At 47.8% G+C, this 21,281-nt stretch carries 25 protein-coding genes and 1 tRNA gene; 17 read left to right on the forward strand and 9 right to left on the reverse strand.

All coding sequences use genetic code 11. The features are described 5' to 3' along the window. The first annotated feature begins 68 nt into the window (after window positions 1-68). The 7 genes from M5J74_RS04725 (at window position 69) to M5J74_RS04755 (ending at window position 7,496) form a co-directional block, all read left to right on the forward strand. Entirely contained in the window at window positions 69-1,826 is a 1,758-nt protein-coding gene (locus tag M5J74_RS04725) for an ABC transporter ATP-binding protein (RefSeq protein WP_250015642.1), read from the forward strand. Next, a complete protein-coding gene (locus tag M5J74_RS04730; protein WP_250015643.1) occupies window positions 1,823-2,860 on the forward strand; it encodes a phosphotransferase in 1,038 nt (345 codons plus the stop codon). The genes M5J74_RS04725 and M5J74_RS04730 overlap by 4 nt, the downstream gene beginning before the upstream one ends. After that, window positions 2,802-3,830 carry a glycosyltransferase family 4 protein gene (locus M5J74_RS04735; RefSeq protein ID WP_250015666.1) on the forward strand — a complete coding sequence of 343 codons (1,029 nt, stop codon included), beginning with the start codon at window positions 2,802-2,804 and terminating at the stop codon, window positions 3,828-3,830. Before M5J74_RS04730 ends, M5J74_RS04735 begins: the two co-directional genes overlap by 59 nt. Beyond that, on the forward strand, window positions 3,827-4,990 hold the full coding sequence (locus tag M5J74_RS04740) for a glycosyltransferase (RefSeq protein WP_250015668.1): 1,164 nt from the start codon (window positions 3,827-3,829) through the stop codon (window positions 4,988-4,990). The genes M5J74_RS04735 and M5J74_RS04740 overlap by 4 nt, the downstream gene beginning before the upstream one ends. A 112-nt stretch (window positions 4,991-5,102) precedes the next feature. Then, window positions 5,103-5,684 carry an acyltransferase gene (locus tag M5J74_RS33105; RefSeq protein ID WP_305883620.1) on the forward strand — a complete coding sequence of 194 codons (582 nt, stop codon included), beginning with the start codon at window positions 5,103-5,105 and terminating at the stop codon, window positions 5,682-5,684. Next, entirely contained in the window at window positions 5,681-6,244 is a 564-nt protein-coding gene (locus M5J74_RS04750; protein ID WP_250015670.1) for an acyltransferase, read from the forward strand. Before M5J74_RS33105 ends, M5J74_RS04750 begins: the two co-directional genes overlap by 4 nt. Then, a complete protein-coding gene (locus tag M5J74_RS04755; RefSeq protein WP_250015672.1) occupies window positions 6,222-7,496 on the forward strand; it encodes an efflux RND transporter periplasmic adaptor subunit in 1,275 nt (424 codons plus the stop codon). Before M5J74_RS04750 ends, M5J74_RS04755 begins: the two co-directional genes overlap by 23 nt. Before the next feature lie 116 nt (window positions 7,497-7,612). Here the strand turns inward: M5J74_RS04755 and M5J74_RS04760 are convergent, their stop codons facing one another. Beyond that, the gene (locus M5J74_RS04760; RefSeq protein ID WP_181246548.1) at window positions 7,613-7,753 is read right to left on the reverse strand and encodes a hypothetical protein; all 141 of its coding nucleotides are present in this window, start codon (window positions 7,751-7,753) and stop codon (window positions 7,613-7,615) included. Window positions 7,754-7,774: 21 nt separating this feature from the next. Between M5J74_RS04760 and M5J74_RS04765 the strand changes: the two genes are divergently transcribed. Beyond that, complete coding sequence (locus M5J74_RS04765; RefSeq protein WP_250015674.1) at window positions 7,775-8,956, forward strand: ABC transporter permease; 1,182 nt, start codon at window positions 7,775-7,777, stop codon at window positions 8,954-8,956. A gap of 96 nt (window positions 8,957-9,052) precedes the next feature. Continuing rightward, window positions 9,053-10,021 carry a TIGR03885 family FMN-dependent LLM class oxidoreductase gene (locus M5J74_RS04770; protein WP_250015675.1) on the forward strand — a complete coding sequence of 323 codons (969 nt, stop codon included), beginning with the start codon at window positions 9,053-9,055 and terminating at the stop codon, window positions 10,019-10,021. A gap of 23 nt (window positions 10,022-10,044) precedes the next feature. On the opposite strand, the gene M5J74_RS04775 is transcribed toward M5J74_RS04770, so the two are convergent. Together M5J74_RS04775 and M5J74_RS04780 are read right to left on the reverse strand one after the other, a co-directional pair. Then, a complete protein-coding gene (locus M5J74_RS04775; RefSeq protein ID WP_015152973.1) occupies window positions 10,045-10,386 on the reverse strand; it encodes a type II toxin-antitoxin system PemK/MazF family toxin in 342 nt (113 codons plus the stop codon). After that, on the reverse strand, window positions 10,373-10,555 hold the full coding sequence (locus M5J74_RS04780; RefSeq protein WP_015152974.1) for a hypothetical protein: 183 nt from the start codon (window positions 10,553-10,555) through the stop codon (window positions 10,373-10,375). Before M5J74_RS04780 ends, M5J74_RS04775 begins: the two co-directional genes overlap by 14 nt. Before the next feature lie 296 nt (window positions 10,556-10,851). Between M5J74_RS04780 and M5J74_RS04785 the strand changes: the two genes are divergently transcribed. Continuing rightward, a complete protein-coding gene (locus M5J74_RS04785) occupies window positions 10,852-11,451 on the forward strand; it encodes a GUN4 domain-containing protein (protein ID WP_015152975.1) in 600 nt (199 codons plus the stop codon). On the opposite strand, the gene M5J74_RS04790 is transcribed toward M5J74_RS04785, so the two are convergent. Beyond that, on the reverse strand, window positions 11,448-11,597 hold the full coding sequence (locus M5J74_RS04790; protein WP_181245547.1) for a hypothetical protein: 150 nt from the start codon (window positions 11,595-11,597) through the stop codon (window positions 11,448-11,450). The genes M5J74_RS04785 and M5J74_RS04790 overlap by 4 nt on opposite strands. Window positions 11,598-11,605: 8 nt before the next feature. Continuing rightward, complete coding sequence (locus M5J74_RS04795; RefSeq protein WP_015152976.1) at window positions 11,606-11,845, reverse strand: hypothetical protein; 240 nt, start codon at window positions 11,843-11,845, stop codon at window positions 11,606-11,608. 301 nt (window positions 11,846-12,146) lie between these two features. Here M5J74_RS04795 and glpK point away from each other — a divergent pair, with 301 nt between their 5' ends. From glpK to M5J74_RS04810, 3 genes are all read left to right on the forward strand, one after another. Continuing rightward, entirely contained in the window at window positions 12,147-13,661 is a 1,515-nt protein-coding gene (glpK, locus tag M5J74_RS04800) for a glycerol kinase GlpK (RefSeq protein WP_250015677.1), read from the forward strand. A gap of 90 nt (window positions 13,662-13,751) precedes the next feature. Beyond that, window positions 13,752-14,108: a DOPA 4,5-dioxygenase family protein gene (locus tag M5J74_RS04805; RefSeq protein ID WP_015152978.1), complete on the forward strand. Its 357-nt coding sequence runs from the start codon at window positions 13,752-13,754 to the stop codon at window positions 14,106-14,108. A gap of 111 nt (window positions 14,109-14,219) precedes the next feature. Further along, entirely contained in the window at window positions 14,220-14,873 is a 654-nt protein-coding gene (locus M5J74_RS04810; RefSeq protein WP_371933988.1) for a cadmium resistance transporter, read from the forward strand. Between the two features lie 21 nt (window positions 14,874-14,894). Here M5J74_RS04810 and pyrE read toward each other — a convergent pair whose 3' ends face one another. Then, window positions 14,895-15,470, reverse strand: coding sequence for an orotate phosphoribosyltransferase (gene pyrE / locus M5J74_RS04815; protein WP_015152980.1), 576 nt, complete (start codon window positions 15,468-15,470; stop codon window positions 14,895-14,897). 208 nt (window positions 15,471-15,678) lie between these two features. On the opposite strand from pyrE, the gene M5J74_RS04820 reads away from it, so the two are divergent. Next, the gene (locus tag M5J74_RS04820) at window positions 15,679-16,044 is read left to right on the forward strand and encodes a hypothetical protein (protein ID WP_015152981.1); all 366 of its coding nucleotides are present in this window, start codon (window positions 15,679-15,681) and stop codon (window positions 16,042-16,044) included. Between the two features lie 282 nt (window positions 16,045-16,326). Here M5J74_RS04820 and M5J74_RS04825 read toward each other — a convergent pair. Further along, window positions 16,327-16,399, reverse strand: a tRNA-Ile gene (locus M5J74_RS04825). Between the two features lie 146 nt (window positions 16,400-16,545). Here M5J74_RS04825 and M5J74_RS04830 point away from each other — a divergent pair. Both M5J74_RS04830 and M5J74_RS04835 read left to right on the forward strand, forming a co-directional pair. Continuing rightward, window positions 16,546-17,268, forward strand: coding sequence for a hypothetical protein (locus tag M5J74_RS04830; RefSeq protein WP_015152982.1), 723 nt, complete (start codon window positions 16,546-16,548; stop codon window positions 17,266-17,268). A 117-nt stretch (window positions 17,269-17,385) separates the two neighbouring features. Next, the gene (locus tag M5J74_RS04835; protein WP_106168801.1) at window positions 17,386-18,783 is read left to right on the forward strand and encodes a hemolysin family protein; all 1,398 of its coding nucleotides are present in this window, start codon (window positions 17,386-17,388) and stop codon (window positions 18,781-18,783) included. A gap of 99 nt (window positions 18,784-18,882) precedes the next feature. Here M5J74_RS04835 and queC read toward each other — a convergent pair whose 3' ends face one another. After that, window positions 18,883-19,572 carry a 7-cyano-7-deazaguanine synthase QueC gene (gene queC, locus M5J74_RS04840; RefSeq protein ID WP_015152984.1) on the reverse strand — a complete coding sequence of 230 codons (690 nt, stop codon included), beginning with the start codon at window positions 19,570-19,572 and terminating at the stop codon, window positions 18,883-18,885. A gap of 17 nt (window positions 19,573-19,589) precedes the next feature. Then, window positions 19,590-19,799 carry a hypothetical protein gene (locus M5J74_RS04845; RefSeq protein ID WP_250015680.1) on the reverse strand — a complete coding sequence of 70 codons (210 nt, stop codon included), beginning with the start codon at window positions 19,797-19,799 and terminating at the stop codon, window positions 19,590-19,592. A gap of 250 nt (window positions 19,800-20,049) precedes the next feature. On the opposite strand from M5J74_RS04845, the gene M5J74_RS04850 reads away from it, so the two are divergent. Next, window positions 20,050-21,108: a Gfo/Idh/MocA family protein gene (locus M5J74_RS04850; RefSeq protein ID WP_039713297.1), complete on the forward strand. Its 1,059-nt coding sequence runs from the start codon at window positions 20,050-20,052 to the stop codon at window positions 21,106-21,108. The last annotated feature ends 173 nt before the right edge of the window (window positions 21,109-21,281 follow it).

Below are 21,281 nucleotides of genomic sequence, written 5' to 3' on the forward strand. Positions count from 1 at the left end.
GGTGTTCCCCCACACCCCACCCCCTACCCCCTGCACCCTGTTTTGGTAAATGTAGTCGGAGGCAAATAGTGGGAGCAATTCCTGACAACATCCCCAAACTATATCGGCGAATCTGGCGCGAGGTGCGATCGTTTCGCTGGCATCTAGGACTGCTGTTGCTACTCAGCTTATTATCCATTCCCGTGACGCTGCTGCAACCGCTACCAGTGGCGATCGCAGTTGATAGTGTCATCGGTTCGCAGCCGTTGCCCTACTTTTTGCGTGTCGTGCTTCCCGCAGCAATAACTGGATCGAACCAGGCAATTTTAATTTTTGCCGTAGTTTTGTCAGTAGCGATCGTTTTGGGAGGCAAGCTGTTAGGGCTAACGCGATCGATGCTGCAAACTTATACAGGTGCAAAGCTCGTTTTAGACTTTCGGGCGCGGCTGTTTCGCCACGCGCAGCGGCTATCGCTTTCCTATCACGACTCCAAAGGAACCCACGACACTAACTATCGAGTACAACACGATGCACCCGCGTTGCAATGGATTGCGGTTGACGGCGTAATTCCCCTCGTCACTTCCGCTTTCACCTTTTTCAGTATGCTCTACGTCAGCGCCCGCATTCACCTGCAACTTGCCCTGATTGCGCTGGTGATTTCGCCGCTGTTGTACTTTCTGTCGCGGTTGTACGGGCAACGGTTGCGCCAGCAGTGGCGAGGAGCTAAAAAGCTGGAAAGCACTGCCTTTTCGGTGGTGCAGGAAGTGTTGGCAGCAATGCGGGTCGTGAAAGCTTTTGCTCAAGAAGACCGAGAACAGCACCGTTTTGTCCGCCATGCCGAGGACGCGCTGTGGGCGAAACTGCGACTGAGTTTAATTGAGGGCAGTTTGGGCGTGCTAATTGCCTTGACTACGGCAGTAGGTACGGCAGCAGTATTGTACGTGGGGGTAAGGCTGGTGCAAAGTGGGGAGCTGTCTTTAGGGAATCTGCTGCTAGTGATGGGCTACCTGTCGCAGTTGTACAAACCGCTCGAATCGATGAGTAAGAATGTCGCCAGCCTGCAAGGGTCTTTGACAGGGGCAGAACGTGCTTTTACCTTACTCGACCAAGCGCCAGATGTGGTGGAAAAACCGCACGCCAGACCGTTGCAACGAGCTAAAGGGGCTGTAGTCTTCGATCGCGTTTCGTTTAGCTATGACGGCGACACCCAAGTCCTGCATGAGATTAGTTTTAGCATTCCCGCAGGGGCGCGGGTAGGTATCGCCGGAACGACAGGGGCGGGGAAAACAACCCTCGTCAGTTTGCTAACTCGTTTTTACGACCCTACCACAGGGCAGATCTTGTTAGACGACTTAGATTTGCGGGACTACAAACTGTCAGATTTACGCAATCAGTTCGCCATCATGCTGCAAGAACCCGTGCTGTTTTCTACCAGTATTGCGGAAAATATCGCCTATGCCCGTCCAGGGGCAAGCCATGAGGAGATTGTCGCCGCAGCACAAGCAGCCAACGCCCATCGATTTATTTTGAATTTGCCGCACGGTTACGAGACGCGAGTAGGAGAACGGGGAATGCGACTTTCGGGAGGCGAACGGCAGCGGATCTCCCTCGCCAGGGCATTTCTCAAGGATGCACCGATTTTGATTTTGGACGAACCAACCAGTTCGGTTGATGTCAAAACTGAAGCTGCAATTATGGAGGCAATGGAGCGCCTGATGGACAAACGCACGACTTTTACGATCGCCCATCGACTCAGCACTTTGGAAAGCTGCGACCTGCGACTGGCGATCGAGCATGGGCAATTAGTTGACTTAGCTCGCACCACCACCCAGGAGCGTTCGCGATGAGCGCAGACCAAATCGACGAAATGCTCGTTCCCGCCGCTGTACTAGAACAGGGGTTGAGTCGTTATTGGGGGCGATCGCTACAAATTGTGGCGATTGAATCTCAGCCGCTTGACAGTTTCAGCACCCATCCGATCGATCGGTTGCAAGTGACATTAGATGACGGTCAGCAGTTGAGCGTCATTTTCAAACAACTACAGCTCAAATGCGATCGCCATATCCGCCATCGCGGTAAAGAAGTCAGGATCTACGAACGCTTGCTCGTCAATCGCGATCTCGGTACGCCTGCTTTATATGCCTCGCTGTACGACGAATCCAACCATCGCTACTGGCTGTTCATGGAGGATGTCGGCGAATGGAAGCTGGAATACTGCGATGTTGAGGAATGGTGTGCGGCTTTCCGCTGGCTGGCGCGGCTGCACGCCACCTACTACGGTCAAGCGGCACAGTTGCGCCAGTTAGATTGCCTGGTCGAACACGGTGCTGTTTTTTATCGATATTTGGCTGACATGGCGCGTCAGAGCGTGCAATTGTATCAACCGCAAGCGATCGCTCGTTTCGATTCTCTCGTATCGCGATTGGACGAATTAATTGCCGAGTTGGAGGCGCAGCCCCACACTTTGGTACATGGCGATATGTCGTGCCAAAACCTAATCGTGCAACCGCAAGTAGGCATCCGACCGATTGACTGGGAATGGGCGGCGATTGGCGTACCAGCTTGGGATGTGGCGAAGCTATCCTCCGGCTGGGGAACGGGAAAGCCGCGCTTGCTGGCTGCTTATTGCGACGAATTTGCCCGACACGCGATCGCCCCACTCGATCGCCGCGCCTTCGACCGGACGCTGGCTGGTTGCGACATTCTCAAAATTCTCTGGTATCTCCGTTGGTGGATCTCACCCTGTCGAGATATCGCTCAAGTCGATAAGTTACTCGATAAAATTGCCGAACGTTGGCATTGGCTAGACAAGGAGGAAAATTATGCGCGATCGCCTGCGAATAGCTCTGGTATCGCCGCTCGCCCTTCCCACTCGTCCTGACATTGGCAGTTCGATCGAACAGCTCGTGTCTTTGCTGGCAGCAGAATTAACGCGCCGAGGTCATGAGGTGACGTTATTTGCTTCAGGGGATTCTCAAACTGAGGCAAGATTACACGCTGTCTATCCCCGCAGCTACAAAGAAGACTCAATGCTGTGGAATTACTACGAATTTCACGAGATCGTGCACGTAGCTGCCGCTTTCGAGCAGGCAGAACGCTTTGATGTCATCCACAGCCACGCCTACCATCACGCCCTACCATTCACTCGCTTGGTAAGTACGCCCGTCCTCCACACTTACCACATCAACCCAACGAAAGATATCCTCAGTTGCTACAGTCGCTACCCTGAAACTCAAGTTGTTGCCGTTTCTCAATACCACCGCAGCAAATTTACCACTCTCGATCGCGTTGCTGTTGTCTATAACGGCATTGATATCGATGCCTTTCCCTTTCATGCCAAACGTGGCGATTACCTCGTCTTTCTGGGACATTTGATTCACAAAAAAGGAGCTTTAGAAGCGATTCAAATCGCCCAGCAAGTGGGAATGCGGCTGGTAATGGCAGGACAGACAAGTGACTACTTCTACGCTGAAATAGAACCTTGGGTAGATGGCAAGCAAGTGGAATATATCGGATATATCGGCGTGCCAGAACGAAACAAATTACTCGCAGAAGCGGCGGCGCTGCTGTTTCCGATCAATGCCTCCGAACCATTCGGGCTGGTAATGTTGGAAGCGATGGCGTGCGGTACGCCCGTGGCGGCGATCGATCGCTGTGCCGTTTCGGAGATTGTAGAACCAGGCGTGACGGGATATTACGCTGCCGATATCGATGCCCTTGCCGCTTTGATTCCCGATACGCTGGCTTTAGACCGTTATAAAGTACGAAAGGCGATCGCCCGTTTTGACTACCGCCGCATGGTAGATGGCTACGAATCGCTTTATCGTCAAGTGCTGGAGGTGCGGCAATGAAAGCGATCGTTACTGGCACGATCGTCACCAGTCCTGTAGGCGGCGTAGCTTGGGATTACGGACAGTACGCGCTGGGATTGGAACAACTGGGATTTGAAGTGTACTATCTCGAAGATCCTGGGATTCCTTCCTACAGCTACAACCCAGAGACGGGGGTGTATGAAGAAGATCCCAGTTATGGGATTGAATTTCTGAAGCGATCGCTTGCCCTACTTTCCCCTACATTGGCACAACGCTGGCACTATCGCGCTGTTGATGGGCAAACATATGGGTTAGATGCCGAAACAATGGCAGAGGTGGCGGCGGAAGCAACTTTGTTACTGAACGTTTCTGGTGGCAGCGTGCTGCGGGATGAATACCTACACTGTCGTAACAAAATCTTAATCGACACCGATCCAGGCTGGAATCACTTTGTCATATTTCCCCAGTGGGATAAACAGCCAATAGAACAACAGCGTTGGGGTTGGCGATCGCACGATCTGTTTTTTACTTACGCCCTGCGCCTGGGACAACCGGATTGCCCGCTGCCGACATTTGACATTCCCTGGCTGCCAACCCGCCCCCCAGTTCTTTTAGATTGCTGGCTGGCTCAACTACCCGCCCAGCAATGGACGACGGTAATGACTTGGAATCATTACCCGCAACCGATCGTTCACAACAGTGTTAGGTACGGCTCTAAAGAGTTGGAGTTCGAGCAAATTGAGCCACTGCCAACCCACAGCCCTGCATCATTTGAGGTGACGATCAATGTCAATGGTGAAGCGCCGCTCGATCGCTGGCGATCGCTCGGTTGGTCGGTCGTGGATGCCGAAGCTACTTCCGCTTCAGTTGCCCTTTACCGCAAATATATCGAACAATCTCGCGGCGAATTCAGCGTTGCCAAGAACGTTTACGTCGCTACCCGCTGCGGCTGGTTTAGTTGCCGTTCGGTCTGCTATTTAGCCGCAGGTCGCCCCGTGGTGGTGCAAGATACGGGTTTTTCCAAATATATCCCCACCGGATTTGGGCTGTTGACATTTACCAATCTAGACGAGGCAGTCAAGGCAATTGAGGCGATCGAACGAGACTACGATACCCACCAGCAGGCAGCAAGGGAACTGGCGCGGACTTGGTTTGACTCGCGCTTAGTGCTGGGCGAAATATTAGAGCGAATTGAATAAGTTGTTCCACATTGAATTCGCGTGCAGGCAGCAGCCAAAAGTTTTGCTAGAACTACATTTTTCCTTTTTGACTTTTGACTTTTAATTTTTGACTTGCTTAGGAGGGATACGCATGGATACCCGCGAGTTTACTGGAGAGTGGGATTACAACACGCTACCCGATAATATCTGGATCGAACCTGGTTGCTATCTAGAGCGTCAAGAGAGTTTTAAGCGGTTTCGCAGCCAACAAAATCCAGGTTTAGTTCTGGGCAAGAACGTACAAGTCTACACCTGGTCGGCATTTTCAGTAGAACCAGCAGGCAAGCTTGTCGTTGGTGATGATTCCGTCCTCGTCGGGGCAGTGTTTTGGTGTGCTGAGTCGATCGTAGTCGGCAGGCGCGTCCTAATTTCCTACAACGTGACGATCGCCGATAGCGACTTTCATCCCCGCGATCCAGACTTGCGGCGACTAGATGCGATCGCCATTTCTCCCGCAGGCAATCCGCAGCAGCGTCCGCCCTTGGAGGCAAAGCCTGTAGTTATTGCCGATGACGTACAAATCGGCATTGGGGCAATTATCCTCAAAGGCGTGCAAATTGGTGCGGGAGCGCAGATTGGCGCTGGTTCTGTCGTCACCTCTAACGTGCCTGCGGGGGCGATGGTGACGGGTAATCCTGCCAAAGTGACAAGCTTATTGGGGGTGAGACGATGACATCACTCCGGCTTTCCCACGACTGGTTCGGGCGATCGCTGCCACCTAACGTCATAATTGGCGATCGCAGTTGGTTGCACAGTAGTTATGTGTTTCTGCACTATCGCTCTCAGCGCCCTTGCGGTCTGCGTGTCGGCAGCGATACGGGCATTTATATTGATTCTTTTTTCGATCTCGGACCCTGTGGCGAGGTGGAGATAGGCGATTACTGCACGATCGCTGGAGCAATTATTGCTACTAATAATCGCGTTACGATTGGCAATTTCACGCTAATTTCCCGCGAAGTGGTCATAGCAGATACTTTCGCTGCTACACCCGCTCTAATGACTGAAGGTGATGCAGCCGTACCACCCACCAGCATTGAAATTGGCAACGATGCTTGGATTGGGACGCGAGCAGTTTTGTTGCGGGGAGCTTGCATCGGCGACGGTGCGATCGTGGGTGCGGGTGCAGTCGTCGATTTTGAAGTCCCTGCCTATGCGATCGCAGCTGGTAATCCAGCTCGCATTGTCGGTTCCAGCAAAACAGGAGAGAGCCATGTTTGGCAAGGACAATCCTAAGCTAGAAAAATTCTTCCATCACAACGGTCGATGGCTTGCTGGCGCAGCCATACTAACAGTTATCGGGGTGGGCGCTTGGCAATCCAATCTCATCCTCATCCTGAATCGCGAGGAACCCGTAGCAGTTCGCCTATCCGAAGTCAAGCGCGGCACTGTAGAATCTACCATCAATGAAAGCGGCGTGGTAGAACTGCGCGACCAGCGAATCTTGACTTCCCCAACAGAGGGAGCGGTAGATCGAGTTTTGGTACAACCTGGGAACCGCGTTCAGGCTGGACAGACGCTAATTACTCTGCGCTATCCAGAACGAGAAACAGCCCTCGCCAATCAAGAAGTCAAAATTCAGCAGCAGCGACGGATTTTACAGCGCCATCAACAGGAAATTGTGGAAGCGAAAGAACAAATTGCTGCCGATGAAATAAAACTGCGTCCTTTGGTGGCTGGAGCGAGAGAGGGGGCGATCGCACGAGAACAAGTCTACGAGCAACAAGATAAACTCCGCGAGACACGGGCTACCTTGCGCGATGCCCAAGCAGATGCACGGACGGCTGCTTTGGAACTAGAAGCATTCCAACTAGAGCGCAAACGCATTCAGCAAGAAGTGCGAGACTCGATCGTGACTGCACCGATTGACGGTGTTGTGTTGGGAGTCAACGTGAAAAACGGCGACGGGGTTGAATTCCGCACAAATTTACTCTCAATTGGCGATCCGAGGCAAGTGTTGGTAAAACTTCAGCTTTCCACCCTGAACGCAACTCAAGTCCGTCCTAACCAATTGGCTCGGGTTAGCGTTATCGGTCCCGATCGCCAGACATTTACAGGGCGAATTCAAAGCCTATATCCGCAAGCAGTTGGGGAGGAGGAAGAGGAACAAAGCTCAGGCGGCGGTTCCAAGCAATCGAATCAATCGAGTAGCTCAGATCAGCCAGCCGTCCCATCGATCGTCCTGTTGGATACTCCCACTCGTACGCTGATTCCAGGCAGCCGCGTCAATGTCGAAATCTTGCTCCAACAGCGGCAAAATGTCATCGTCTTACCGACTGAAATCGTGCAACGCGACGACGATGACGATTCCAAACCGTTTGTTTGGGTACGAGATAGTCAAGGCAACGCTCAAAAACGCCCAGTGAAGTTGGGTTTAGAAGGATTGACAAACGTTGAAGTTACCTCCGGCTTGCAAATTGGCGATCGCGTCATTCAACCGCCATCCGAGCCATCACTAGAGCCAGGAGTGCCAGTTATCAGTGACTAGTGGCTGGTGGCTAGTGACCTGTTACCTGTTACCAGCGATCGGTAAATAGGGTGTGGGGTGTGGGGTGTGGGGTGTGGGGTGACTCCTGACTCCTGACTCCTGACCAGTTAGTTATTTTATCTCCTCTGCCCACCTGCACACAAAGCCCACCTGCTCTCTGCTTCCTTGTCCCCCTTGTCCCCCTTGTCTCCCTTGTCTCCCTTGTCTCCCTTGTCTCCCTTGTCTCCCTTGTCTTCCTTGTCCTCTCGACTCCCCACTCCCGACTCCCTTCTTAAATCATGGGCATTTCACCATTCGATTTACTTAATCTTGCCTACCGTTCCCTCCGCAGTCATCCCGTGCGTTCAACCCTATCCATGTTGGGGGTATTCATGGGGGTAGCGGCGGTGAGTGCAACGCTACAATCTAGTAGTATCAGCCGCGCTGTCATTGCTCGACAATTAGCAGAGCGCGGCGCACCGCAAATTACAGTTTATCCCCAGTGGGAACCCGATCGCATTGTGCTGCAACTGCGTTTGGAGGACATGGAATTCTTGCGCCAGCGCCTAGTAGGGGTGCAGGCAATCAGCGCTTTTAACTGGGCGGGACCATTGCCCACCGTATATCAAGATAAAGCATATCTGCCCTCAGTATCGCCCGTAACTCAAGACTATTTACTGACTTCGGGAAAAAACTTGGTTAGGGGACGGTTTTTTAATGCTACCGATTTTGCTAACTATCGACCCGTAGCGGTAATTGATGAATATTTGGTCAAAGAACTATTTGGCGATCGCAATCCGGTAGGAGAACAAATTTTAGTTGGGCGCAGACTTTACATCGTTATAGGAGTGTTAGAAACACGCCCAGATGATGATTCGCCTCCTGAAGGTCAAATTCTCGTCCCGATGGCGATTTATAATGCCTTGCACGGCAAACAAGATATCGGCAGCGTTCAACTGCGTCCTTATCGACTGGAAGAATTAGAAGACTTGAGCGATCGCGCCATAGAATTATTAGAACAACGCTATCCTGGTTTCAGTTTTTGGGCTTGGAATAATGTAGACGACCTAATCCAGCAGCAACAAACTCTGGAACTGGCAACGCGAGGGCTGATGGTAGTGGGAGCGATCGCCCTATTGGTAGGAGGTGTGGGCATTGCTAATATTACAATTGCTTCCGTGACCGAACGCACGTCTGAAATTGGCATTCGTCGAGCCGTAGGAGCTACCCAACGCGAAATCGCGCTCCAATTCGTTTTAGAGGCAGCATTGCTCAGTCTAGCAAGCGGTACGGTAGCTTTAGTAGTCGTGCATGTTGTTGCGCTCAACGTTGCCGATGCGTTCGATTTACCCTATGAATTTGAAGGCAGAATCGCTGCACTGGCTTTGGGTTCCGCCTTGGTAGTCGGTGTGGGAGCCGGATTTCCCCCAGCACTTCGCGCTAGCCAACTCGACCCCGTACAAGCTTTGCGCTCGCAGTAAATATATCTCCAGGTTTTAACCAGGGGGGGAGTACAAGAAATCTCACTGGCGCTAAATTGCGATCGGATTCATCTACTCGAAGCTCCTACTCCCGAAATGACAAAAATCGGCTATCACTCTTCCCACGAACAATTCAAGCCCAGTGAATTGTTGCAATACGTGCAAATGGCTCAACAAGCAGGCTTCACTCATGCTCTTTCCTCCGATCACTTTCACCCCTGGAGCGAACAGCAGGGTCAAAGCGGTTTTGCTTGGTCTTGGTTGGGTGCAGCGATGCAAGCGACTCCCGGATTGAATTATCGCGTGGTCTGCGCTCCAGGGCAGCGATACCATCCGGCAATTATCGCTCAGGCGGCGGCTACTTTGGCGGAAATGTTTCCTCAACGTTTTTGGATAACTGTAGGTAGCGGTCAAGCGCTCAATGAGGCTATTACAGGCGATAAGTGGTTGTGTAAAAGCGATCGCAATACTCGCTTGAAAGAATGCGTCGATATTATGCGTGCTTTGTGGCGCGGAGACACCGTGACTCATCAAGGTTTAGTCTGCGTTGAGGAGGCAAAACTTTATTCTCGCCCCGAAACTCCACCCTTAATTATCGGTGCTGCTGTGACGGCTCAAACTGCTGAGTGGTTGGGAAGTTGGGCAGATGGGTTGATTACAATTTCTCGTCCGCCAGAGAAACTTAAACAAGTCGTCGATGCCTTTCGTCGGGGTGGGGGAGAAGGCAAGCCCATGCTATTGAAAGTTCAACTATCATACGATCGCAATGAAGATATAGCAAGGCAAAAAGCCCATCAACAGTGGCGCAATAATATTTTCAAAAATATTCTCATGACCGAACTGCGATCGCCCCAGCAATTTGATGCAGCCGGAGAGTTTGTCAAACCGGAAGAAATGAACGAACACGTCCGCATCTCTGCCGATCCGCAGCAACATATAGAATGGTTGCAGCAAGATGTAGAGTTGGGATTTGATGAATTGCTGCTACACAACGTCAATCGCGAACAGCAACAATTCATTCAGGTATTTGGCGAGAAAGTGTTACCTGTGTTGCAGACAAATTAGCTCGATCGCTGCTTATTGCCATGTCAAGGATGCTGTATTAGTATACCTAAAGCTAAAATAACTTCTTCTAGTTTATCACCTTCTAACACTCCTACGCGATCGACAAATCTTGCTGTAGAAACAGAGCGTGTTTGTAACGGATTTGCGGCAGATAGTTTTGATAATCCATTTGTCGATGTAGGAGATAATTGGATTATCCAGGATAATCGATCGAAATTAGGTTTCCATCCTGTAATTGGTACTACAAGTCTTATTCTCAATCCAGATAGTCCATCCCTACTAATAATTACAGCAGGTCTAGTTTTCTTGATTTCATCTCCTATTGTTGGATCGAAATTAATTTGCCATATCTCACCATATTTCATCTTCAGGATCTTCCTCTTGATACTCCTCCACCCATTCCATCTCTTCCGAACCTGAGATAAAACACATTTCTGGTAACGCAGCTATCTGCTCTAAAAGAATTTTGTCTTGGCTTTCTCTCGGCAGTTTAGCAAGTTCTCTAATACTAAGTTTTTTAACTTCGTTAGTCATAGTTACCTCTCCAGAGTAAATAGGTTAGATTCAGTTTATATATGATATATGTCAATTGGATTACATTTTACGCTATGATTTGAGGATTTGCTTTAGAAGCACCCTATACACTTAATTTTTCTTGCTAAGAAATTAAGTTTTTTGTGAATTACCACTTATATATTTAAATTTTTGCCGATCTATAGAAAGATATAGAGAACCCAGTTGACTGCCTGAGCAACCCTCGTCGTAAGTCATAAGTACAAAACATGCACCAATGACAAATGACAAATGACAACCTAATTGTGAGGTTTCCTATGTCTAGCGAAATTAAAGAATCAGAAGCGATCGCCCGTTTAGCAATGATAGAAACACAACTAGGGCAGATGACTCAAATGCTATCAAACTTGAGCGATCGCCTAGCTCGGACGGAAGACAATTTTCTGCTAGTAGCTGATGTTTACCGCTACAAAAAGCTACAAGAATTGCTAGCTGCCGAAAATTTCCATGCAGCAGACTGGGAAACGATTCGCCTCATTCAATCTGTGACGGGAGAGTTAGAACTAGAATCCATTACCCCGGAACAAATTAGAAGTTTTCCCTGTAACGAACTACAAGTCATCGATAATCTGTGGCGTAAATATAGTAACGGTCGCTTTGGCTTTAGTATCCAAACACAAATTTATCAAAGTATTGGCGGCTCTATAGAAACCACAATTAACCAAGATTATCAAATTATCGAGTCTTTTGGCGATCGTGTGGGCTGGCGATCGAATCGTAAATGGCTCAAATGCGACGATCTAGACTATACCCTCACAGCACCCATTGGTTGCCATCCCTCCCGCTGGTGGAATTCTCCTTTCGGCGCGAAAATGACCAACTATTTTTTCAATCGGTTAATCACCTGCCAGCTTTAACCGTGCTTTCTCATGCCTTTGGACAAATAAGCTAGCAAGAATACAGCGATCCCAGCCATCCCCAAGTACGAGTAGGATGTAGCGAACGTTGCTGCTGTACCAATTGCCAGCAAGCCGATTAAGCTAAATTTTAGTTTAGGGGGCATACTTCGTACTACTCTGTCTCTCGATCTCTTTCTGCCTTGAGTTGGCGGACGCACTCTTGTCCCAACCCCACAGCTAAACCTACGCTAGCACCAATCAAAACATATCTATTTTGCATTCCTTCATAATGTTTCCCCTCAAATCTCAACTGATTAAAGTCACGTTGACCGATTCTCGCCGCAGCTAAACCAATGACTGCACCGATTGCGGCAGTTACTACAGATGAAAATATAATTGCTCTGAGGTTCATGACAGAGTGGTAATTGGTAGTTGGTAGGTGGTAGTTGGTAGGTGGTAGTTGGTAGTTGAGTGGTGTGTAACAACTGATAACTGATAACTTTGTAGAGACGTTACATGTAACGTCTCTACACTGATAACTGATACTCGTATTTTGTCAAGATCGCTGCATGTCATGCCAAAAAGTGACAAAATAATTCATAAATTAGAATTTGTCATTTGACAATTGATGTACGGGTGGGTTTTGGGCAAAGATCGATCGTGACAAACCGTGAATCTGTTGCTAAACCCGCCCCTACGATAACTAATAACTGATGCAATACATTCTAGGATTAGATCTAGGCACGACAGGGAATCGAGCAATTTTGTTCGATGCTGAAGGTGCGATCGCCGGTCAAGCCTATAAAGAACTGACGCAATATTATCCTCAACCTGGCTATTTAGAACACGATCCTGAAGAGATTTGGCAAGATACTTACACTTGTATACAACAAATTCTCAAACATACAGGTATTTCAGCAAATGCGATCGCGGCAATTGGTTTGTCGGTACAGCGAGAAACCTGTTTATTGTGGGATAAGACAACAGGTAAACCCTTGCACAAAGCAATTGTCTGGCAAGATCGGCGTACCGCGTCTATGTGTCGGCAATTACAAGCAAAAGGACAGGCAAAGACAATTCAAGAACGGACTGGATTAATTGTCGATGCCTACTTTTCGGCAACTAAATTCGCGTGGTTGCTCGATTGGGTACGGGATAAAAATATAAATATAAATCTGGATAATATTCTGGCTGGGACGATCGACACTTGGATCTTATGGAAATTAACGGGTGGCAAGGTTCACGCTACTGACCATAGTAATGCCAGCCGCACGATGTTGATGAATCTAGCGCAGGGAAATTGGGACTCGCAACTCCTCGATTTATTTCAGATTCCCGATCGCATCATGCCGCAAATTCAGCCGAGTTTGGGTATGTTTGGCGAAACCGATCCGCAACTACTGGGGGAAGCAATTCCGATCGCAGCGGTATTTGGCGATCAACAGGCGGCGCTATTTGCTCACGGGTGCGATCGTCCTGGTATGGTGAAATGTACGTATGGGACGGGATGTTTTTTAATCGCCCATACAGGTGAAGAACTGACGCGATCGCATCACCAGTTATTGTCAACTGTTGCCTGGACGCAAGTTTTAGCAAACGGAAGAACGGCGACGAGTTACGCTTTAGAAGCGGCTATGTTTACGACAGGTGCTTGCATTCAGTGGTTGCGAGATGGTTTGAAGCTGATCGATTCAGCTGCCGAAACCGAACACCTGGCGCGTCAAGTTACAGATAATAACGGTGTTTACTTCGTCCCAGCATTAAGTGGATTGGGTGCGCCTCGGTGGGATATGAGCGCTAGGGGTGCTTTTCTGGGAATTACAGGCGGCGTACAGCGCGAACACATGGTAAGAGCTGTTTTAGAAGCGATCGCTTATCAGGTAAAAGAGGCGATCGAGGCGATGAATCGAGATTCTAGCAAAGCGATTGAAGTCTTGAAAGTTGATGGAGGTGCTTGTCAAAATGACTTTTTAATGCAGTTCCAAGCCGATGCACTCGGAATTCCGATCGAGCGTCCAGTTGTTTTAGAAGCAACGGCTCAAGGTGCAGCCTTTGGTGCTGGATTGGCGATCGGTTATTGGACTGATTATCAAAAATTGTGTCGCAGTCGGAAAATCGACCGAATTTTTGAGCCAGGAACGGGGGCAATTCAAGCACAAGAAAATTTTCACACTTGGCTTAAAGCTGTTAACCGCGCTCAGCATTGGGTTGATGAATCTCATCTCTGAGTTTATGCTCTGATTTGCTGTTGCGATCTTTGAGCGATCCCAGTTCTTGATTTGTCAAACTAGTATTAAGTATGAGTGGAGCGAAAAGCGATGCTAGAAGATACAAAGGAGATAGCAGATTTTCACGCTCATGTCTATTACGATCGCCAAAGTCGCGAAGTAGCAGCGCGTGTACGTGAAGAATTGAATACAAAATTCGACGTGAGGCTTGGGCGCTGGCATGACAATCCGATTGGTCCCCATCCCAAACCTATGTATCAAGTTGCCTTTTTACCAGAGCAATTTGGTGCGATTGTTTCCTGGTTAATGTTGCATCGTCAAGGATTAGATATTTTAGTCCATCCAACAACAGGTAACGATGTTGCCGACCATACAAACCATGCCCTTTGGTTAGGAGACAAGTTAGAGCTAAATATAGAGTTTCTTAGAGCCATTAAAACGACTTAATTTCAAGGAAAAATACAAGTTTCAGAATACAGATGAACTCAAAATAGTCATATTATATCAATTTTATATGCTGACATCTGCCTGTTTTAAATTAAACGAATTTGACTGGTAATGAGTAGAATTGGCATGGCTTTTGCAGAAGGTTTAATCGCCTTTATTGCTACAAATATTGATGATATTATTGTCTTGCTACTCTTTTTCTCTCAAATAAATGCTAATTTTCGTCGTCGGCATATCGTTATCGGTCAGTATCTAGGTTTTACAACTATTGTTTTGGCTAGCTTACCAGGTTTTTTTGGTGGTTTAATTGTACCGCGAGAATGGATTGGTTTACTAGGACTCTTGCCAATAATAATTGGGTTTAAGCAATTAGTAAATCGCAAAATAGAAACCGTACAAGTACAAACAGTAACCAGCTTTGAAAATTCTAGTTATCGTAATTCCACATTTTCTTTCCTTTTAAGTCTTCTGAACCCTCATACTTATAAAGTTGCAGCAGTAACACTTGCTAATGGGGGCGATAATATTAGTATCTATATTCCGTTATTTGCTGGTAGTCAACTTGCTAGTTTAAGTCTAATTCTCGCTGTATTTTTTTTGATGGTAGGAGTTTGGTGTGCGATCGCCTATTTATTAACTCGCCAACCTACTATTGCCAATATTTTAAGTCGCTACGGTCAACCGATAGTTCCTTTCATATTGATTGGCTTAGGTTTATTTATTCTGTATGAAAGAGGCACGTTCGGGCTAATATTTTCAGCTTGAACTTCCAATATTTAAGCAATTTTAAGAATTCATTTGCTGATATCGTGCTTGAAGCTCCTCAATGGAAAATAATGTCCGAAACTTCAATCCTTTCGCTGCATATAACTCAGCACCACCTTGCTTTCTATCTACCAACGATATAACTTCCTCAACTTTATACCCCGCCTCTCGCAATCTTTCAACTGCTTTCATTGCTGATTGTCCAGTCGTGACAACATCTTCTAGAACCACAACCAAAGCACCATCTGGTAATACTGGACCTTCAATATACGCTCTCGTACCATGTCCTTTAGTTTCTTTACGAATAATCAAAGCTGGAATGGGACGATTTTCAATCGCAGAAACCACACTCACGGCACTAACAATGGGATCGGCTCCCAGTGTCAATCCTGCCACTGCTTGCGTGTCTGGTGGTAGCAGAGATAATAACAAACGACCGATCGCCAAAGCACCTTGAGGGTGTAACGTAACTAATTTGCCATTAATGTAATAAGAACTGCGTTGACCAGAAGACAGGACAAAATCACCCTCTTTGTAGGCAAGTTGACAGAGTAGATCGAGTAGTTCTTGGCGTAGTGCAGTTAAATCGGTTGTCATAATTTGAGAAAGCAGGGAGCAGGGAACAGGGAGTCGGGAGTCGGGAAGAGAGCTGAGGGAGCAATTCTAGTCACTAGTCACCAGCCACTAGTCAGTCTCTACTAATAACTGATAACCGATCGCTAATTGATAAAACGGGGAAGAATAGGCTAAGACTGATGCAACAGTTCAGTATAAGTCAAAATTGCAACAGTATAGAGGACATTCTATGCCCATCAAATTCAACCGCTTCAGTGGTATTCTACTCGCGATCGCTGCTGTCTCTGGATTTCAGGCTAGCGCGATCGCCCAACCAAGCAACCGTACTCTTGCCGATCGCTTTGAGCAAGCGATGTTCACTAGCGGTCGTGATTTCTTCCAAAATCGTTCTTTCGGACGACAATTTGATTGGCTGTTGGGAACAAACGGATTTCCCGACAACGAAATTAATCGCGACGCGAAACGGACTGATGACCTGTACCGCACTGCACTAGAGCAGCAAGTCTCTAGCGATCCGGTCATCCGCACGCGAGATCTGCCCAATCCATACAGAACTTCAGTTTTGGAGTCTAAGAAGTCTAGTAATCCAAAGTAATTTGCCAGTCGGGAATCAATACTTCTTGGTTAGAATTCGATCCCTCCAACCTCCCTTAAAAAGGGAGGCTAAAGACAGCTTCATTTCCCTCTTGTCAAGGGGGATTAAGGGGGATCTTCCAAAGGCTGTGCAATCATAACCGAGAAGTATTGAGTCGGGAATAGGGGAGCGCTCTAAATTCCCACAAGCAATCATAGATTCTGTAGCGATCGCCGCTCATCACCAGTAGCCAGTCTGGTAATTTTTGCTTGGTAGTTTTTGCTGAGTGTTGACTCTTAGAAATCCAGGGTGCAGGAGTTGAACCTGCCTAAGGCGAATTATGAGTTCGCTGCCTCAACCGCTCGGCCAACCCTGGTGGAGTTTATATTGTAACTTAGATTGTCAAGGCAAATTGTTTAGTCTCAATACTTAATATCGCCACAAGACAAATAGTACATAATTTACATAACCGCAATGATATAACTAGCTCATTCGTTAGCAAACAACTGGTGTAAGGAGTCAATGCTCTGGATTAAGCGAGCATCATTAAGAAAAGTCAATTCAACCGTCGCCCTGACGTTGATCTTGTTGCTTCTGATGTTGATCGGGGGTTATATAAGTGCAATCTGGGGATATGCGATCGGACATGAAGCGATTGAAGGCGTAAATCAACCCGATTCTCGTCCCGCCGGGAAAATTGGATTTCGCAAAAATAAGTCTCAACAGCAGCAAGGCGTGGTGATGCTCAAAGAAGCCGATGTCTTAGCTGCCGTAAAAGCTAGAATTGACGGCAAAGGAAAAAAAGCCAAGCCGGAGAAGCCGTTAATTGAAAATCCGCAGAACGACAAGCGATCGTCTACAAAATCAAAGTTGGTGGCTGAGAGCGAGTCCCCTCAGCCTGGATTTCCAATGATTTCTAAAACCGAAGGAGTGTCCTTAGAAATTGCATCTGCACGATTTTCTGGCGGGGCATTACAGTTGAAGATGAACTTTAAAAACGAAGGAGATAGAACCATCAGGTTTCTATCTAGCTTTTTAGATGTAACCAACGAACGAGGACAGACACTCAGCGCCAACACGGAAGGCTTTCCTGAAGAATTACCAGCTAACGGCAAAACTGTTGCCAGCACGCTCAGTATCTCCACTGCTCTGCTCGACAACGTACAGAAAATTTCTTTACATCTGACCGATTATCCCGAACAGCGATTGCAGTTACAAATGTTAAATATTCCTGTAGTTAGGTAAATAACGGGACAAGGGGACAGGAGAGAAGTCAAAATTCACGCATTCAAAATTCAAAATTCAAAACTTTCCAACTCCCTACTCCCTGCTCCCAGCTCGTCCCTGCTCCCTCCACCAAAGATGAGTGCTTTCCCTCCCCTGAATTGGGCAGATATTTGGCTCAGATTATTATCTGTGCTGTTGTTGATTGCCATTAATGCTTTTTTTGTCACGGCTGAGTTTTCCCTTGTTTCCGTGAGGCGATCGCGGATTTATCAGTTGGTAGAAGCGGGAGACTGGCAAGCGCTGACAGTACAATCGCTACAACGCAGTCTCGAGCGCGTCCTCTCTACTACCCAACTTGGGATCACTCTTTCCAGTCTTGCCTTGGGTTGGATTGGCGAGAGTACGATGGGCGTACTGGTTGCTGCTTGGTTAGAGCAGTTACCCTTACCTGCGGGAGAGCGGGCTTTTATTACCCATGCGATCTCCATTTCAGTTGCTTTTTTTCTAGTTGCCTATTTGCAAATCGTGCTGGGAGAATTATGTCCCAAGTCAGTCGCGCTGCTCTACTCCGAGCAACTAGCGCGGTTATTGGGTTCACCCCTCAAAGCGATCGCCCGCATTTTTACGCCCTTTGTCTGGATTCTCAACCAATCCACGCGCTTTCTGCTGCGTTTAGTGGGTATTCAATACACGGGACAAGCTTGGAGACCACCAGTTACTCCCGAAGAGTTACAACTGATTATTTCTACCGAGCGAGAATCGACTGGCTTAGAGGCAGAAGAACGAGCGTTACTGAATAATATTTTTGAATTCGGTACGGTCAAAGTTGGGGCAGTCATGGTACAGCGTCCGCAAATCATTGCTTTATCCATGAACGCCACGTTGCAAACTCTGTTGCAAGCAGTTGCAGCTACGGGACACTCTCGCTACCCCATTATTGGTAAATCGTTGGACGAAGTACGGGGCATTATTCACCTCAAAGACCTAGCAGAACCACTCGCTCTAGGAAAAATTTCCCTATCAACAGAAATTTATCCCTGGATGCGTCCTGCCCAATTTGTACCGGAACACACCTCATTAGGCGAACTTCTGCCCGTCATGCAGCAAAGCTTGAGACATTCCATCCGTGCGGAACGAGCCACGATTATAGTTGTCAACGAGTTTGGCGGAACCGTAGGACTAGTCACGCTACAAGATTTAATTGCCGAGATTATTGGCGATGCAGGGGCGATAGAAAGCACCGATGAGCTGTTGATCCAGAGTTTGGACGACAGAACATACTTGGTACAGGCACAAATGAACTTAGAAGACCTCAACAAGTTATTGAATTTAGATTTACCTCTGAGACAAGATTATCAGACCTTGGGAGGATTTATTTTGTATCAACTACAAGAAATCCCCGCCGTCGGCACAACCTTAAATTATCAAAACCTGGAATTTACTATCGTTTCTGTTGAAGGACCCCGCCTTGACGAGATTAAGATTCACCTTTTGCAAGGAGCAGAGAGCAGCGAGCAGGGGAAAGAGAGCTGAGGGAGCAACTCAAAATTCACACATTAATTCCGAATTCCGAACTCCGAATTCCGAATTCTCCTCACACTCCATTCTTCACTGGTCACTGATAACTGCTCCCTACTCCCTCCTATAAGGCAAAGGATCTTCCAGCCCTAGAGCAGCAAATGCAGCTAAACGCAGACGGCATGAGTCACAAACACCGCAGGCAAGTTCGTCGCCTGCGTAGCAAGACCAGGTTTTTTCCCAAGGTACGCCTAATCGATCGCCCAGTTGAATAATTTCGGTTTTTTTCAGCTGAATGAGAGGAGCAACAATTGCGATCGCGTTTCCTTCCCGCCCTTGTTTCGTACCTAGACGAAATACTTCTTGCATAGCTTGGATGTAATCGGGACGGCAATCGGGATAGCCGGAGTAATCGAGGGCATTTACGCCAATGTAAACGCGGCTGGCATTTAAAGTTTCAGCATAAGCCAGGGCAAAACTCAAAAAGATTGTATTGCGGGCTGGTACGTAGGTAACGGGTATATTTTGCGCCATTTCGTCGAGCGATCGCGCTTGGGGTAAATTGATGCTGCTATCAGTTAAAGCAGAACCGCCCCACTGCCGCAGATCGAAAGATATGAGTTTATGGTCTGCCACTTCTGCCGATCGCGCGATCGTCTTAGCTGCCTCTAATTCTCGGCGATGTCGCTGTTGATAATCAAAAGAAATCGCATAGCAATCATAGCCATCTGCCCGTGCCTGGTACAGCACCGTTGATGAGTCTAATCCCCCAGATAGCAAAATTACAGCTTTGTCATTTGTCATTTGTCATTCGTCATTTGTCATTCGTTATTGGTCATTGGTCGTTCGTCATTTGTATTTCTTCTCCCTTGTCCTCCCTTGTCCCCCTTGTCCCCCTTGTCCCCCTTGTCCCCCTTGTCCCCCTTGCCCCCTTGTCCCCCTTTGCCCCCCTTGTCCCCCTTGTCCCCCTTGTCCCCCTGCTCCCTGCTCCCTGCTCCCTTCAAAATAATGGACGGGAAAAAAAGTGACACAATACCGCTATCGCAGAGACATCGGTAAAATCACAATTAAAAAAGGTATAACCGTAACAAAATCAAGACAATCTCAAAAAAAATCTAACAATCTTTGAGATTCTACACAAAGACAAGAATTATGGTATCATCTGGCTGAATTCTAACAGTTGAGAGATGAAACCTTAATAACTGGAATGTAGATTACAGAAGCAGTGCAGTAGCGACGATAAATTTTGGTGGTGGAGGAGAAGACTGAGTGCAAAATACCATGTCTAAGGGGCAAGTAGTCCCGCAGATGCAGCGCAACCAACCTGAAGCAATTAAGATTGGCGTGGTTGGAGTGGGCAATATGGGGCAACATCACGCCCGCGTCCTAAGTTTGCTCAAGGACGTGGAACTGGTGGGTATAGCAGATATTAATGTCGAGCGAGGACTCGATATTGCTAGCAAGTACAGAGTGCGTTTTTTTGAAGACTATCGAGATTTACTGCCTCATGTCGAGGCAGTTTGCGTAGCTGTCCCCACTCGCGCCCATTATGCTGTTGGGATGACCTGCCTAAAAGAAGGGGTTCACGTCCTGATTGAAAAGCCGATCGCTGCTAGTATTTCTGAAGCAGAATCTCTAGTCAATACAGCTGCCCAAGCTCAAAGAATCCTTCAAGTCGGTCACATCGAGCGCTTCAGTCCAGCATTTCAAGAATTAAGCAAAGTTTTAAAGACAGAGCAATTGATGGCAATTGAGGCTCGTCGCATGAGTCCCGCTGCTCAAAGAGCCAACGATGTCTCGGTCGTCTTAGATTTAATGATTCATGACATCGACCTATTGTTAGAATTGGCTGACGCGCCAGTAGTGAAGCTAACTGCTAGTGGCAGCTGTGGTTCTGATTCAGGATATTTAGATTACGTCACGGCAACTCTAGGTTTTGCGAATGGAATTGTCGCAACGCTCACAGCTAGTAAAGTGACTCACCGCAAAATTCGCCGCATCGCTGCCCATTGTAAAAATTCCTTGACTGAGGCAGATTTTCTGAACAATGAAATTCTGATCCACCGTCAAACCACTGCTAACTGTATGACAGAACACGGTCAGGTGCTTTACCGTCAAGATGGCTTGATTGAAAAAGTTTACACGAGCAACGCCGATAAACTTTGCGCCGAATTAGAACATTTTGTGAGCTGCGTGCGTGGTGGTAGCCAGCCCTCTGTAGGAGGAGAACAAGCACTGAAAGCTTTGCGCTTGGCAAGTTTAATCGAGCAAATGGCTGTAGACGGTCATGCTTGGAAGCTACCAGAACGGGAGTACGAGTATCCGATTGTTGCCGTTTAGCGAGCAAGTTTAAATAGCACGTTTTTTGGTAAAAGCACGCAGCCGCGTGCTTTTACTTTATGTATGAAGATATTGCGATCGCCATAACTCGAATATAAATCAATACGATTCAGATTAAGACGATCCCCCCTAGCCCCCCTTAAAAAGGGGGAATCATAGCGCTTAAAAAGGGG

The sequence above is a fragment of the Chroococcidiopsis sp. CCNUC1 genome (assembly GCF_023546805.1).
GTDB lineage: Bacteria > Cyanobacteriota > Cyanobacteriia > Cyanobacteriales > Chroococcidiopsidaceae > Chroococcidiopsis > Chroococcidiopsis thermalis.